This is a genomic window from Corynebacterium sp. LK2590, from assembly GCF_040946105.1.
Taxonomy (GTDB): domain Bacteria; phylum Actinomycetota; class Actinomycetes; order Mycobacteriales; family Mycobacteriaceae; genus Corynebacterium.
On record NZ_JAYWMH010000001.1, the window covers coordinates 371,901 to 385,236 of the forward strand.

The window sequence follows — 13,336 nt, forward strand, 5'->3', positions numbered from 1 at the left end:
TAGACTGAACTAATTAGTAGTTTAGTTCGGAAAGGGGCGCGTAATGACTCACGATAAACCGGCGAAACGCCCCGCTGGGTCTAGCATGCGCAGCATGTCCGCCCGCCTGGCTCGTTCCCTGACGGGTGGGCGGACCAAGGTCAATCCGGTCCTGGAGCCTTTGCTGTCCATCCACCGCGAATTCCATCCGCGGGCAGACGTGGAGCTGCTGAACAACGCCTACGAAACCGCCGAGCGCCTGCACGAGGGCGTGATGCGCAAGTCGGGGGACCCGTACATCACGCACCCGTTGGCGGTGGCCACCATCGCCGCGGAGATCGGCATGGACACCACCACGGTGGCCGCCGCCCTCCTGCACGACACGGTGGAGGACACCGACTACTCGCTCGAGGACCTGACCGGCGATTTCGGCCCCGAGGTCGCCCGGCTCGTCGACGGCGTGACGAAGCTGGACAAGGTGGCGCTGGGCGCCGCCGCCGAGGCCGAGACCATCCGCAAGATGATCGTGGCCATGGCCCAGGATCCGCGCGTGCTGGTCATCAAGGTCGCCGACCGCCTGCACAACATGCGCACCATGCGCTTCCTGCCGCCGGAAAAGCAGGCGAAGAAGGCCCGCCAGACCCTCGACGTGATTGCCCCGCTGGCGCACCGCCTGGGCATGGCCAGCGTCAAGTGGGAGCTCGAGGACCTGGCTTTTGCCATCCTGTACCCGAAGAAGTACGACGAGATCGTGCGCATGGTTGCCGCCCGCGCGCCGTCGCGCGATCGCGCCCTGAAGCAGATCAAGGAAGAGGTCGGCGCCGCCCTCAAGGAGAACGGTATCCAGGCCGAGGTGATGGGCCGGCCGAAGCACTACTGGTCGATCTATCAGAAGATGATCGTGCGCGGCCGCGACTTCGACGAGATCTTCGACTTGGTGGGCATCCGCATCTTGGTCGAGGACATCAACAGCTGTTACGCCGCCATCGGCGTGGTCCATGCCCTCTACTCGGCGCTGCCGGGCCGGTTCAAGGACTATATCTCCTCGCCGCGCTTCGGTGTCTACCAGTCGCTGCACACCACGGTGCTAGCCGACGGTGGCTCCTCGCTGGAGGTGCAGGTGCGCACCCACGAGATGCACTACAACGCCGAGTTCGGCGTGGCCGCGCACTGGCGCTACAAGGAGACCAAGGGCAAAAACTCTGGCCACCAGGAAGAGGTCGACCAGATGGCGTGGATGCGCCAGCTGCTCGACTGGCAGAAGGAAGCAGCCGATCCGAACGACTTCCTGGATTCGCTGCGCTACGACCTGTCCGCCAAGCAGATCTTCGCCTTTACCCCGAAGGGTGACGTCATCAACCTGCCGGCCGGATCCACGCCGGTCGACTTCGCCTACGCGGTCCACACCGAGGTCGGCCACCGCTGTATCGGGGCGAAGGTCAACGGCAAGCTGGTGGCGCTGGAATCGACGCTGAAATCCGGCGACAAGGTGGAGATCTTTACCTCCAAGGACGCCAACGCTGGCCCGTCGCGCGACTGGCAGGAGTTCCTGGTCTCGCCGCGCGCGAAGGCGAAGGTGCGCCAGTGGTTCGCCAAGGAGCGCCGCGAGGAGCACCTCGAAGCCGGCCGCGACGCCCTGGCCACGGAGGTCCAGCGCGGCGGCCTGCCGCTCTACCGCCTGTTTACGGCCAGCTCGATGAAGCAGGTGGCCAAGCAGCTGCACTACCCGGACGTGGACTCGCTGTATACGGCCATCGGCTCGGGCAATGTCTCCGCCCAGCACGTGGCCAACCAGCTAACGTCCCTGTTCGGCGACCGGGACGACGCGGTCGAGGCCCTGGCCGATCGCACCCCGCTGTCGGCGCTGGAGAATTCCCGTACCAAGGAGACGGAGGATTCCTCCTCCGGCACCGGCATCCTGGTCGAAGGCAGCCCGGACGTGATGGCGAAGATGGCCAAGTGCTGCCAGCCGGTGCCCGGCGACGAGATCTTCGGCTTCGTCACCCGCGGCGGCGGGGTCTCCGTGCACCGGGTGGACTGCACCAACGCGGAGAAGCTGCGCAGCCAGCCGGAGCGCATGATGGACGTCTCTTGGGCCAGCGGCAATTCGGCCTCCGGCGCCTTCGCGGCCACGCTGCAGCTGGAGGCCCTGGACCGCCAGGGCCTGCTGTTTGAAATCACGCGGATATTCAGCGATCAGAACCTCAACGTGCTGTCGATGACCTCGAACCGGGGCGATGACCACATCGCGACGCTGAAGTTCACCTTCTCGGTCTCTGACACCAAGCAGCTGGGACAGCTGATGACCACGCTGCGCAACACCGAGGGCGTCTTCGACGTCTACCGCGTCACCGCCTAACCCCGCGCGCACCGCGGCCCCTCGGCGCGGGCGACAGGGGAGCCCGCGGCAGGGGAGAGCGCAGTGCCCCCGTCCGGTGACCTGCAGGTGAACTCTGCGCCGCGGGCAGGTTAACACCGCAGGGGAAGCCTCGACCTACCGCCGGGGGCGCTGCGGGGGCTTGGTCACGGGCTTATAAAGGGACTTGTCTCTAAGTCCCTTTTTCCCAAGTCTCGCAGGAGAACTCCCATGAGTAACTTCCGTCGCATTGGCCGCCTCGTGGCGGCCACCACCGTCACCGCCGTCGCCCTGCAGGGCGCTCCGGCCGCCTTCGCCGAGGACAAGGTCAGCTTCTCGGTGTCCAACTTCACCGACTTCCACGGCCACCTGGAAGAAGCGGATCCGGAACTGGGGGCCGCTAAGCTGATGAGCCTGGTCGAGCAGGTCAACCAGGACCAGAACTACGACCTGACCACCTCGGGCGATAACGTCGGCGGCTCCGCGTTCGTCTCCGCCATCACCGACGACGAGTACACCCTGCAGGTCCTCAACGCCATGGGGGTTGAGGCCAGCGCCGTGGGCAACCACGAATTCGACCAGGGCTTTGATGACCTGACCGATCGCATCATCCCGAAGTCCGACTACCCGGTGCTGGGCGCCAACGTCCTCAAGGACGGCCAGCCGGCGATGGAAGCCTCCCACGTGTCCGAGATCGACGGCGTCAAGATCGGCTACGTGGGCACCGTGACCCAGCTGACCGCTGAGAAGGTTGCCCCGAGCGCCATCGAGGGCATTACCTTCACCGACCCGGTCGAGGCCACCAACAAGGAAGCCACCCGCCTGAAGGAGTCGGGCGAGGCCGACGTCGTCGTAGCGCTGATGCACGAGGACGCCGAGCAGTACGCCGAGGGCTTCAACAACGACGTCGACGTCCTCTTCGGCGGCGATTCCCACGTGCGCTCCCAGGGCACCGTCGAGCGCGAGGGCGCGCTGCCGCTGCACTGGGCCCAGGGCCATGAGTACGGCAAGGTGCTCAACGACGTGGACTTCACCTACGACAAGACCGCCGGCGAGCTCACCGACGTGGAGCTGACCCAGTACGACTACACGGATGCGGCAGCTCTGGAGCCGCACGCGGAGATCGCGGGCCTGGTGGCGGAGGCCAAGGACAAGGCCGCTGAGAAGGGCGCCGAGGAAGCCGGCGAGACCCCGCAGGCCATGTTCCGCGGCTCCGACGAGGGCAAGGAGCCGGGCTCCAACCGCGGCGTCGAGTCCACTCTGAACAACTTCATCGCTGAGGGCCAGCGCGTGAGCATGTCCAAGCAGGTCGACAAGGACATCGACCTGGGCCTCATGAACGCCGGCGGCGTGCGCGCCGACCTCAAGGGCGGCAAGGTGACCTACCAGGACATCTTCGAGGTCCAGCCTTTCGGCAACTCCATCGCCTACGGCACCATCACCGGCCAGGACCTGGTCGACGCCCTGGAGAACCAGTGGCAGCCGGGCAACTCCCGCCCGCGCCTGGCACTGGGCCTGTCGGAAAACGTCTCCGTGGCCTACGACCCGCAGGCGGAGCAGGGCGAGCGCGTCCAGTCGGTCATCATCAACGGCGAGCCGCTCGACCTGGAGAAGAATTACACCGTGGCGCTGTTGACCTTCCTGGCCGGCGGCGGCGACGGCTTCTTCGCCGAGGATCAGGTCAAGGACATCGTGGATGTGGGCTACATGGACACCCAGGCGATGATCGACTTCATCGCCAGCGGCGAGGCCGATGTCCGCACCGGCCAGGGCCAGGTCGGCGTGCACCTGTCCGGCGAGCCGAAGGCCGGGGAGAAGCTGACCGTCGAGCTTTCCTCCCTCAACTACACCAGCGAGGGCGAGCCGATGGCCAAGACCGCCACCGTCTCCCTGGGTGAGGCCACTGCCGAGGCGGAGATCGACAACGCCCGCCAGGACGGCGACGACCAGATGGGTGAGCGCGGCCGCGCCACCGTCGAGCTGACCGTCCCGGCGGACCTCTCCGGCGAGCAGGAGCTCAAGGTCACCACCGACCAGGGCACCGAAGTCATCATCCCGGTCACCGTCGGCGCCGCCGACGGCAACGGCAACGACGGTGATGACAACGACGACGACACCGACAACAGCGACAACGGCTCCAGCCAGAGCTCCACTTCCAGCCTGAGCTCCGGCTCCAGCGACTCGCTGCTGTCCTCGGTCGGCATCGGCGCGGGCGTTATCGTCGCTCTGGTCGCCGGCCTGATGGGCGCGATCGGCACCGGCATCATCACCCTGCCGGCCCCGGTCCGCAAGATGATTGAGGACCTGCGCAAGCAGTTCGGCCTCTAAGCCCGCCCACCGCGCGGCCCAAACGCTAGCGCGACCACAAAAACAAGGCCCTGGGGATTACCCCAGGGCCTTCGTTCGCACCACCGCAGCCAAGCAACAACCACCGGCGTCGCCATACCCGTACCTATCAGCGACTAAGCTAGGGCACGTGAGTTGGCAGCAAATTCTACTTGACGAGGCCTATTACCAGCTGGGGCTGGAGTGGCACCGCATCCCGATCGTCATCCTGGCCTCCATCGGAATCTACCTGGCCTTCATGCTCTTGGTGAAGGTCTTTGGCTCCCGCGTGCTGACCTCCATGACTGCTTCCGATGCCGTCATTATCATCATGTTCGGCGCCGTCGCAGGCCGCGTCATCGTGGGCGTGCCCCCGTCACTGGCCGCCGGCGTCCTAGGACTAGCCACGCTCATGGGGCTGGAGGCCGCCTTCGGCGTGCTGCGCAATGCCGTGGGCTGGTCGCGGTTCATCGACCGCAAGCCCATCCTCATCATGCACCACGGACAGAAGGTCGAAGAAAACGCCGACTTCGCCCACGTCAGCGACACCGATATCTACTCGGCCATCCGCAAGGCCGGCCTCGGCAGCACGCAGGAAGTCCAAGCCATGATCCTGGAGCCCACCGGCCAAATCGCCGTCATCCAAGAAGGCAAGACCATGGATCCAGACGTCTTCCGCGACGTCAAGGGCCTCGGCCAAGACTAAGCTCCAAAACAGAACAACAACCGAAAGCCGAACCGGCACCCCGACCTAATCAAGGCATAAAAAATACCCCGTGGATAAAACCACGGGGTATAAAGCGTGCTAGCTAGCAGCTAGTACAAGCCGAATTACTTCTGGCCCGGCAGGTCAACGTACTTGGTGATGAAGGCGAAGATGGAGCCCAGCACACCGATGATGGCGCTGACAACGCCGATCCAAGCCTTGATCTCGTCCGGATCGACCTTCTCGCCGTCCTTGCCCTCGCTGGAGGACAGGTCGTCGATGGAGGAACCGGAGTTGTCGTTCTGGTCCTTGTCGTCGCCGGTCTGGCCTTCGTTGCCCTGGCCGTCCTGGTTGTCGCCAGCCTGGGCGCCGGCGGTCGGCTGGGAGGTGCTCTCTTCGGCGGTGGCAACGTTGACGCCAGCGAAGGAAACGGCGATGGCGGTCGCACCAGCAACCAGGGACTTACGGGAGAAAAGCTTCATTATCAAAATCCTTAGATTCCGTGGAGTACTTGCAGACGCTACAAATAGTAGCGATACGGGCAGGGGTTTGCAAGACCAGTTTAAGGAAACTGCCAAATCGGACAGTAAACGTAGAGTTCTTAGTGAATCTAGAATCGCAGGTAAACAACGGGTTAACTGGTAATACCTAAAGAAAAACTAAGAATCTACTGAGTGTGGGTTACCTAAGTTGGAGGGGCTTATGGGGGCTGCTTGGCGGGGGTGGTGCGGATGCGGAAAAGCCCCGGCACGGCGCGAGGGTGCGCGGGTGCTGGGGCTTGGCGTTGCGAAGTGCGGTCGCGGGGACGCTATCGGTTAGGACTCGACGGAGACCTTGTCGATCTTGACCTCTTCGGCGGGCTTGCCGTCGGGCTGGCCGCCTTCGACGCCCTTTTCGGCGATCTTGTCGAGGGTTTCCTGGCCCTTGTCGGTCAGCTTGCCGAAGTAGGTGTAGTCCGGTGCCAGCTGCGAGTCGGCGTAGTTGACGAAGAACTGGGAGCCGTTGGTGTCCTTGCCGGAGTTAGCCATGGCGATGGAGCCCTTCGGGTAGGTCACCGGCTGGCCGGCCTCGGCATCTTCCTCGGTCGGGTACTCGTTGGCGAAGCTGAAGCCCGGGCCGCCGGAACCGGTGCCGGTCGGGTCGCCGCACTGCAGGACGTTCAGGCCGCCGGCGGTCATGCGGTGGCAGACGCTGCCGTCGTAGTAGCCCTCATCGGCCAGGTGGGTGATGGCGTTGACGGTACAGGGGGCCACGGAGCGGTCGAGCTCCATTTCCATGTCGCCCTGGTTGGTAGCGAAGTTAACCTTCACGGTGCCCTTGGTGGAGATGTCGTCGCCGTTCGGGACGGTAGCGCCGTTGGAATCCTGGCCTTGCGTTTCCGGGTACTCGCAGGTGACGGTTTCCGGGAGTGCCTGGGCGCGCTTGCCGGTCAGCGCGACGGCCTCCGGCTGCTCATCGGACTCGGTGGTCTCTGTAGTGTTCTGGTCCTCCGCGGTGATTTCCTCGTCGGAGCTATCGCGGGAGGCCATGAACCAGACGCCGCCGACGAGGGCGACGATGGCGAGCAGGGCGATCAAAGCCACGCCGATGGGGCGGGTCTTGGTCTTGCGCTCGCGGGACTTGAGCTCACGGTTGAGGTTGGCCAAGGCCTCCTCGCTGCGCTTCTTGTTATCAGGCACTGTAGTTTTCCTCGTTACACAGTAGGCAGAATGAACACTTCTTCCGGTCCGGGACGCTTTCGGCGCGGCCCGAACCAACTGGCACACAATCCTATCGCGTCGCCCGTCCTAGGTGGGGGATTAGGCCGGGGACTGTGTGGCTTTAGCAGGACCGTGGCAGGCATTAGGCAGTGTGGGTATCCTCGGGGCCATGGCAAACGTTAACTTTGATGGAAATGCAACGACGACCACCGGTGAGCTGCCCGCAGTAGGCGAGCAGATTCCGGACTTCACCCTGGTCGGTACCGACTTGAAGGAAATTACCGCGCAGGACTTCGCCGGCAAGCGCCTGGTTATCTCCATCTTCCCGTCGCTGGACACCGACGTCTGTGCGGCCCAGCTGCGTAACTTCAACGAGAAGGCCGCCGGCCTGGACAACACCGTGGTGCTGTCCGTCTCCCGCGACCTGCCCTTCGCGCAGGCCCGTTTCTGCTCCACCGAGGGCATCGAGAACGTCGTCAGCGGCTCCGACTTCCGCACCGACTTCGGCGAGAAGTTCGGCGTGGCCTTGGAAGGCTCCCCGCTTAAGGATCTGCTGTCGCGCTCCGTGGTCGTCACCGATGCCGACCACAAGGTCGTCTACACCGAGCTGGTGGACGAAATCACCACCGAGCCCGACTACGACGCCGCCCTGGCCGCCCTGAAGTAGTCCGCGCTCGCGCGCTTCAACGCCGTCGTCCTGCACTTGCGGGGCGGCGGCTTTTCCTATTGCGGTTCGTCAGGTTGTTGTTGAATGGGGCGTGGCGGCCGGTGGTGGCGGAGGAGAGCGGTCGTAGTCGCTGCGGGGCCGAGTCACTATTCTGGAGGGCATGCAGTATTACGGTTTCACCGCGGGTCCCTACAAGACGAATTGCTACCTGGTCACGCACGAGGACAAGGCATTCGTCATCGACCCCGGTATGCACGCGCTGGATCGCGTGGAAGGATTGCTGAACGAACACCAGGTCACCCTGGAAGCGGTGGTGCTCACCCACGGGCATATCGACCACACGCGCAACGCCGGAGACCTGGCCCAAAAGCACAACTGCCCGGTCTATATTCACGCTGAAGACGAGTTCATGCTGGCAGACGGCTCGGGCGTATCCGAGGAATCCAAGGTGCTTTTCGACGCCGCCCACATGGTCCCGATTACTGATGTACGCCACCTGCGTGACGGGGAGGACCTCGAGCTGATTGGCCTGAAGTTTGCCATCCACCACGCGCCGGGGCACTCGCCGGGCAGCGTCCTGCTGGTCAACGAGGAGGTGGCGTTTACCGGTGACGTGCTCTTCCGTGGCTCCATCGGGCGCACGGACCTGCCGCATTCGGATCCGGCGGCCATGGACGCCTCCCTGCGTGGGCCCGTGTGGAACCTGGCCGATAACCTGGCGGTCCTGCCGGGCCACGGGATGACCTCGACCATGCGGCAGGAGCGGGGGGCCAATCCCTTTTTGCTCAAGGTCGGACGGGTAATGTAGATGAGCGTGAGTGACAAGAAGAAGCAGTTTAAGCCCCTGTCCGCCCCGAAGGGAGTGCCGGACTACCTGCCGCCGGAGTCCGCCACCTTCTACAAGGTCCGCCAGACCATGGTCGAGCAGGCCCATCTGGCCGGATTCCAGCACATTGAGCTGCCCGTCTTCGAAGACACCTCCCTGTTCGCCCGCGGCGTGGGCGAGTCGACCGACGTGGTCTCCAAGGAGATGTACACGTTTGCCGATCGCGGCGACCGCTCGGTGACGCTGCGCCCGGAGGGCACTGCCGGCGTGATGCGCTCGGTGATCCAGCACAACCTGGACCGCGGCCAGCTGCCGGTCAAGCTGAACTACTACGGCCCCTTCTTCCGCTACGAGCGCCCGCAGGCCGGCCGTTACCGCCAGCTGCAGCAGGTTGGCGTCGAGGCCATCGGCGTGGACGACCCGGCCTTGGACGCCGAGGTCATCGCCCTGGCAGACCGCTCCTACCGCGCGCTGGGCCTGAGCGGCTTCCGCCTGGAGCTGACCAGCCTGGGCGATCACACCTGCCGCCCGCAGTACCGAGACAAGCTGCAGGAATTCCTGTTCAAGCTGGACCTGGACGAAGAGACCCGCCACCGTGCGCAGATCAACCCGCTGCGCGTGCTGGACGATAAGCGCCCGGAAATCCAGGAGGCCACCGCGGACGCCCCGCTCATGCTGGATTACCTGAGCGACGAGTGCCGGGAGCACTTCGAGACCGTCAGGGGCCTGCTCGAGGACATGGAGGTCCCGTACACCATCAACCCGCGGATGGTGCGCGGCCTCGACTACTACACCAAGACCACCTTCGAGTTCGTCCACGACGGCCTGGGCGCCCAGTCCGGCATCGGCGGCGGCGGCCGCTACGACGGGCTGATGGCCCAGCTGGGTGGCCAGGATCTCTCCGGTATCGGCTACGGCCTGGGCGTGGACCGCGCGGTGCTGGCACTCGAGGCGGAGGGCATTACCCTCGACGGCACCGAGCGCCGCGTTGACGTCTACGGCGTCGCGCTGGGTACTGAGGCCAAGCAGAAGATGGCGCGGCTGGTTAACGATCTGCGCGCCCGCGGGATTTCGGCCGACATGGCCTACGGCGACCGCGGCCTGAAGGGCGCTATGAAGGGTGCGGACCGCGCCGGCGCCCGCCTGGCGCTGGTGCTGGGCGAGAACGAGCTCGCCGCCGGCACCGTGGCGGTCAAGGACCTGGCCGCCCACGAACAGCAGGAGGTCTCGCTCGACCAGGTCGTCGAGACCATCGCTAGTCGGGTCTAATCCCGACCCGGATACCGGCGAGGTAGATCCGAACCATCGCGTTGTCGAGGTCGGACTCGGCCTCGCCTAGGTCGATGTCGCGCGGCCGCTGGAGTGCCAGCAGGCCGGCGATGAACTCGAGGTGCGTGACCCCGGGGCCAACGTGTCCCAGGGCGCGCGTCTTTTCTATGAAACGGGCACCGTTGTCCATCAGCTCGTTCTGCAAGGCCTTCTGCTCCGGGGGCAGAGAATCCAGGTTGGACGGCAGGAAATTCGGGATAAGCACGCCCAGCCCCAGCGAGAGCAACTGGCGGGCGTATTCACACACGGTCTCACCCGCGGACTCAGGTGCCGAGTCCAAACGCTCCAGCAACGTGTTCTGGGTATCGATGAAGCGTTGGGCGTACGTGCTCACGTATTCGTCGATGAGCGCCTGCCGATCGGGGAAGTTGCGGTAGAGCGTGGCGATGCCGACGCCGGCGTGCGCGGCGATCTTTTCCAAGCTGACGTTGTTGCCGTGCGCACGAAACAGCTCGAGGGCTGCGGTGATTATGGCTTGGCGGCGGCGGGCGGCATCGGCGCGCATGACGCTTCCTTTCGCGGGTTAGTTGACATTGTCGGCGGCGAGGGTTCAGTATATTTACGTTAACTGATAGTACACCCTCCGCTTTAGGTATTAACCATTTTTGAAGGGTGCTTTTTAAGTCGGAGTAACCGCCACCATGACACAAGCTTACCTGTGCAGCACCCATAACCTGGTGCTGAGCACCGGCTTTGCGGTACCGGACTTCCACCTTGTCGAAGGCCTCAACCTGCTGCACGTCAGCCGGGAGGCCTCCGCCACCGTGCTAGGCCTGACCCTTGCCGGTCGGATGAAGAAGAAAGGCGGCGAGGTGCGCTGGACCCCGTCGCAAGCCGGGCAGTACGAGGATGGCGGCGCGCACGCCGCCGGGGTAGAGCTTCCCGCCCGCAAGCTATTTTCCGACATCGCTTATGCCGGCACCCCGGAGATCGACGGCCTGGAGCGCCTCGTCCCGGTGCGGGCCGTGGTGCGCGAGCAGCTGGCCTGGACCAGCCCGTGGTACCGGCTCACGCCCCGCAAGATTATGTCCAACGAGCGCGTCCAGGACGCCTTTAGCGCGCTGGAGATCGACCTCGACGAGGAGGCCTGCCGGAAGACCAAGGTGGGCGAACTCGACGTTCTCACCCGCTTAAAGCTGCGCGTAGCACTTGCGCTTATCTCCCGGCCCGAGGCGGTGGCGCTGGTCATCGACGACGTGGACCAGCTGCGCTCCTGGCGCCTGCGCGAGGACTTCCTTGCCACCGTGCGCCGCCTGGCGGACCGCCTGCCGGTGGTCGGCATTAGCGCGAACGCGGATACCTCCGGCTTCGCCGACCACGAAGTGCGCATCCACGATTCGGAGATGGCTATGGCTGAGTCTCCGACTGGGAACGCGGATGGGGAAGGAGAGCAGGCATGAACCTGACACACCTAGGCACTGAGATCCGCCGCTTCGGACACGGCAAGCTGCCGCCGCTGGCCTTCGTGGTCACTATCCTGCTGCCGTTGCTCTTCGGCGGCCTCTTCGTCTGGTCCTACTGGGACCCGGTCGGCAAGGTCAACGAGCTGCCGGTCGCCTTCGTCAACTCCGACAAGGGCGCCGACGCCGACGGCGAGCACCTAGACGCCGGCCAGCAGATCACCGACCGGCTGGCCGAGTCCGGCCAACTCAACCTGGACGTCGTGGACGCGGATACCGCCCGTGACGGGGTCCGCAGCGGCGAGTACTACTTCGCCATGGAACTGCCGGAGGATTTCTCCGAGTCGGTGCTCTCCGTCCGTGGGGATAACCCGCGGCGGGCGAGCCTGAACGCCACGTTCAACAACGACAACGGGCAGATCGCGCAGACCCTGGGCAACCAAGTGGTCTCCACGGTGCTGGGCACGATCAACGAGGAGCTGGGCACCCGCGTGACCGACAACCTCCTGGTCGGCTTCAACACCATCGGGGACGGGGTGAACCAGGCCGCCGACGGCGCGAACGAGCTCTCCGACGGTGCCGGCAGTGCGGTTGACGCGTCGAAGAAGCTGGATTCCGGCGCCGGCGAGCTCCACGACGGCATCGTGACCGCGGACGAGGGCGCGAAGAAGCTCGAGTCCGGCGCCCAGGAGCTCGACCGGGGCCTGGGCACGGCAAGTAATGCGGCCGACCAGCTGGCCGGCGGGCTGGGGCAGCTCAACTCCGCCACGCAGCGCCTGGGTGAGGGCGCCAGCCAGGTCTCCGGCGGCGTGGATCAGATTTCCGGCATGGTCGGCCAGGCCGCCGACGCCCAGGCACAGCTGCTGGCGGGACTGGTTAACGTCTCCAGCCAGCTACGGGCCACCGGCCTGCCGCCGGCCCAGGACCTGGCCAACCAACTGGACGGGGTCATCGAGCAGGTGCGCACGCAGGCCCTCGGCCCGGACTCGCCGGTGCTCGGCGACGTGGAAAAGCTCAGCGGTGGCGCGCGGGAAATCGCTCGCCAGCTTACCGACCCGGCCAGCGAGTATTCGCAGGGCATGCAGCGCGCCTCCGACGGCTCTCAGCAGCTGGCGACGGGCCTGCACAAACTCAACGACGGCTCGAGCCAGCTCGTAGTCGTCACGCAGACGCTGAGCCAGGGCACCAGCAAACTCGTGGATGGCTCGCAACAGCTCTCAGTGGGCGCGAAGCAGCTAAGCGACGGGCTGGTCCAGCTCGACGAGGGCTCGGACACGCTCGCCCTGAAACTGTCTGAGGCCGGCGGCAAGGTTCCGCACTACGGCGACGACGAGCGCGCCGATTACGCCGGCGCCATGTCGAGCCCGGTGGAGCAGAACCAGCAGGGCGACGGCCTGGCCATCTTCGGTGAGGGGCTGGCCCCGATCTTCATCTCGCTGGGCCTGTTCATGGGCGCCACGGTCACCTTCATGGTGCTGCACCCGTTGCAGCGCCGCGCCATCGAGTCCGGCATGTCCCCGCTGCGCGTGGTGCTGGCGAGCTACCTGCCCGCGGCCATCGTCGGCGTCGCCCAGGCCACCGTCATGTTCTTGGTGCAGAAGCTTGCGCTGGGCCTCAACGCCAGCCACGATGTGGGCATGTGGCTGGCCATGTGCCTGACCGCGGTGACCTTCCAGGCCATCGCGCTGGGCATCAACGCCCTGCTGGGCGCTACCGTGGGCCGGGTTATCTGCATCTCCTTGATGTCGCTGCAGATCGTCTCCTCCGGCGGCCTGTACCCGCCGGAGACCCAGCCGGCCTTCCTGCAGTGGTTCCACAACTACGACCCGATGACGTACTCGACGAACCTCCTGCGGCAGATGATCTTCCACTACGACGCCGCCGATCCGCGCTTGCAACAGGGCGTCGGGGTCCTGGCACTCATCTGGGTCATCTTCCTGGCCGTCGCCGTGGTGGGCGCCTGGCGCGGGCGCCACATCGCGATGAAGGACCTGCACCCGGAGGTGGCGGTCTAGGCGGGCCGGAGAGCCCACGACCCGGCGGCTAGG

General features: G+C 65.3%; 11 protein-coding genes. 8 read left to right on the plus strand and 3 right to left on the minus strand.

Annotated elements, in window-relative coordinates; all coding sequences use genetic code 11:
• The first annotated feature begins 43 nt into the window (after positions 1 to 43).
• The 3 genes from VVR85_RS01745 (at position 44) to VVR85_RS01755 (ending at position 5,366) form a co-directional block, all read left to right on the plus strand.
• Positions 44 to 2,338, plus strand: a complete 2,295-nt coding sequence (locus tag VVR85_RS01745; protein ID WP_368519236.1) for a bifunctional (p)ppGpp synthetase/guanosine-3',5'-bis(diphosphate) 3'-pyrophosphohydrolase — start codon at positions 44 to 46, stop codon at positions 2,336 to 2,338.
• 228 nt (positions 2,339 to 2,566) lie between these two features.
• A complete protein-coding gene (locus VVR85_RS01750; protein WP_368519237.1) occupies positions 2,567 to 4,663 on the plus strand; it encodes a bifunctional UDP-sugar hydrolase/5'-nucleotidase in 2,097 nt (698 codons plus the stop codon).
• A gap of 148 nt (positions 4,664 to 4,811) precedes the next feature.
• Positions 4,812 to 5,366: a DUF421 domain-containing protein gene (locus tag VVR85_RS01755; protein ID WP_368519238.1), complete on the plus strand. Its 555-nt coding sequence runs from the start codon at positions 4,812 to 4,814 to the stop codon at positions 5,364 to 5,366.
• A 125-nt stretch (positions 5,367 to 5,491) separates the two neighbouring features.
• Here the strand turns inward: VVR85_RS01755 and VVR85_RS01760 are convergent, their stop codons facing one another.
• On the minus strand, positions 5,492 to 5,848 hold the full coding sequence (locus VVR85_RS01760; RefSeq protein ID WP_368519239.1) for a hypothetical protein: 357 nt from the start codon (positions 5,846 to 5,848) through the stop codon (positions 5,492 to 5,494).
• 333 nt (positions 5,849 to 6,181) lie between these two features.
• Positions 6,182 to 7,045, minus strand: coding sequence for a peptidylprolyl isomerase (locus tag VVR85_RS01765; RefSeq protein ID WP_368519240.1), 864 nt, complete (start codon positions 7,043 to 7,045; stop codon positions 6,182 to 6,184).
• A 190-nt stretch (positions 7,046 to 7,235) separates the two neighbouring features.
• Here VVR85_RS01765 and tpx point away from each other — a divergent pair, with 190 nt between their 5' ends.
• The 3 genes from tpx (at position 7,236) to hisS (ending at position 9,828) form a co-directional block, all read left to right on the plus strand.
• Positions 7,236 to 7,733: a thiol peroxidase gene (gene tpx, locus VVR85_RS01770; protein ID WP_368519241.1), complete on the plus strand. Its 498-nt coding sequence runs from the start codon at positions 7,236 to 7,238 to the stop codon at positions 7,731 to 7,733.
• Between the two features lie 160 nt (positions 7,734 to 7,893).
• On the plus strand, positions 7,894 to 8,541 hold the full coding sequence (locus VVR85_RS01775) for an MBL fold metallo-hydrolase (RefSeq protein WP_368519242.1): 648 nt from the start codon (positions 7,894 to 7,896) through the stop codon (positions 8,539 to 8,541).
• A 6-nt stretch (positions 8,542 to 8,547) separates the two neighbouring features.
• Positions 8,548 to 9,828: a histidine--tRNA ligase gene (gene hisS / locus VVR85_RS01780; RefSeq protein ID WP_409338320.1), complete on the plus strand. Its 1,281-nt coding sequence runs from the start codon at positions 8,548 to 8,550 to the stop codon at positions 9,826 to 9,828.
• Here hisS and VVR85_RS01785 read toward each other — a convergent pair.
• Positions 9,815 to 10,393 carry a TetR/AcrR family transcriptional regulator gene (locus VVR85_RS01785; RefSeq protein ID WP_368519244.1) on the minus strand — a complete coding sequence of 193 codons (579 nt, stop codon included), beginning with the start codon at positions 10,391 to 10,393 and terminating at the stop codon, positions 9,815 to 9,817. The two genes, hisS and VVR85_RS01785, sit on opposite strands and share 14 nt — an antisense overlap.
• A gap of 136 nt (positions 10,394 to 10,529) precedes the next feature.
• On the opposite strand from VVR85_RS01785, the gene VVR85_RS01790 reads away from it, so the two are divergent.
• Complete coding sequence (locus tag VVR85_RS01790) at positions 10,530 to 11,288, plus strand: hypothetical protein (RefSeq protein ID WP_368519245.1); 759 nt, start codon at positions 10,530 to 10,532, stop codon at positions 11,286 to 11,288.
• Positions 11,285 to 13,303, plus strand: a complete 2,019-nt coding sequence (locus tag VVR85_RS01795) for a YhgE/Pip family protein (RefSeq protein ID WP_368519246.1) — start codon at positions 11,285 to 11,287, stop codon at positions 13,301 to 13,303. The genes VVR85_RS01790 and VVR85_RS01795 overlap by 4 nt, the downstream gene beginning before the upstream one ends.
• Positions 13,304 to 13,336 lie beyond the last annotated feature (33 nt).

Bases quoted from the DNA above. Each gene is read 5' to 3' on its own strand.
- VVR85_RS01785 (WP_368519244.1), bottom strand. From the start codon at position 10,393: ATGCGCGCCGATGCCGCCCGCCGCCGCCAAGCCATAATCACCGCAGCC.
- VVR85_RS01790 (WP_368519245.1), top strand. From the start codon at position 10,530: ATGACACAAGCTTACCTGTGCAGCACCCATAACCTGGTGCTGAGCACC.
- tpx (WP_368519241.1), top strand. From the start codon at position 7,236: ATGGCAAACGTTAACTTTGATGGAAATGCAACGACGACCACCGGTGAG.
- VVR85_RS01760 (WP_368519239.1), bottom strand. From the start codon at position 5,848: ATGAAGCTTTTCTCCCGTAAGTCCCTGGTTGCTGGTGCGACCGCCATC.
- VVR85_RS01745 (WP_368519236.1), top strand. From the start codon at position 44: ATGACTCACGATAAACCGGCGAAACGCCCCGCTGGGTCTAGCATGCGC.
- VVR85_RS01750 (WP_368519237.1), top strand. From the start codon at position 2,567: ATGAGTAACTTCCGTCGCATTGGCCGCCTCGTGGCGGCCACCACCGTC.
- VVR85_RS01795 (WP_368519246.1), top strand. From the start codon at position 11,285: ATGAACCTGACACACCTAGGCACTGAGATCCGCCGCTTCGGACACGGC.
- VVR85_RS01775 (WP_368519242.1), top strand. From the start codon at position 7,894: ATGCAGTATTACGGTTTCACCGCGGGTCCCTACAAGACGAATTGCTAC.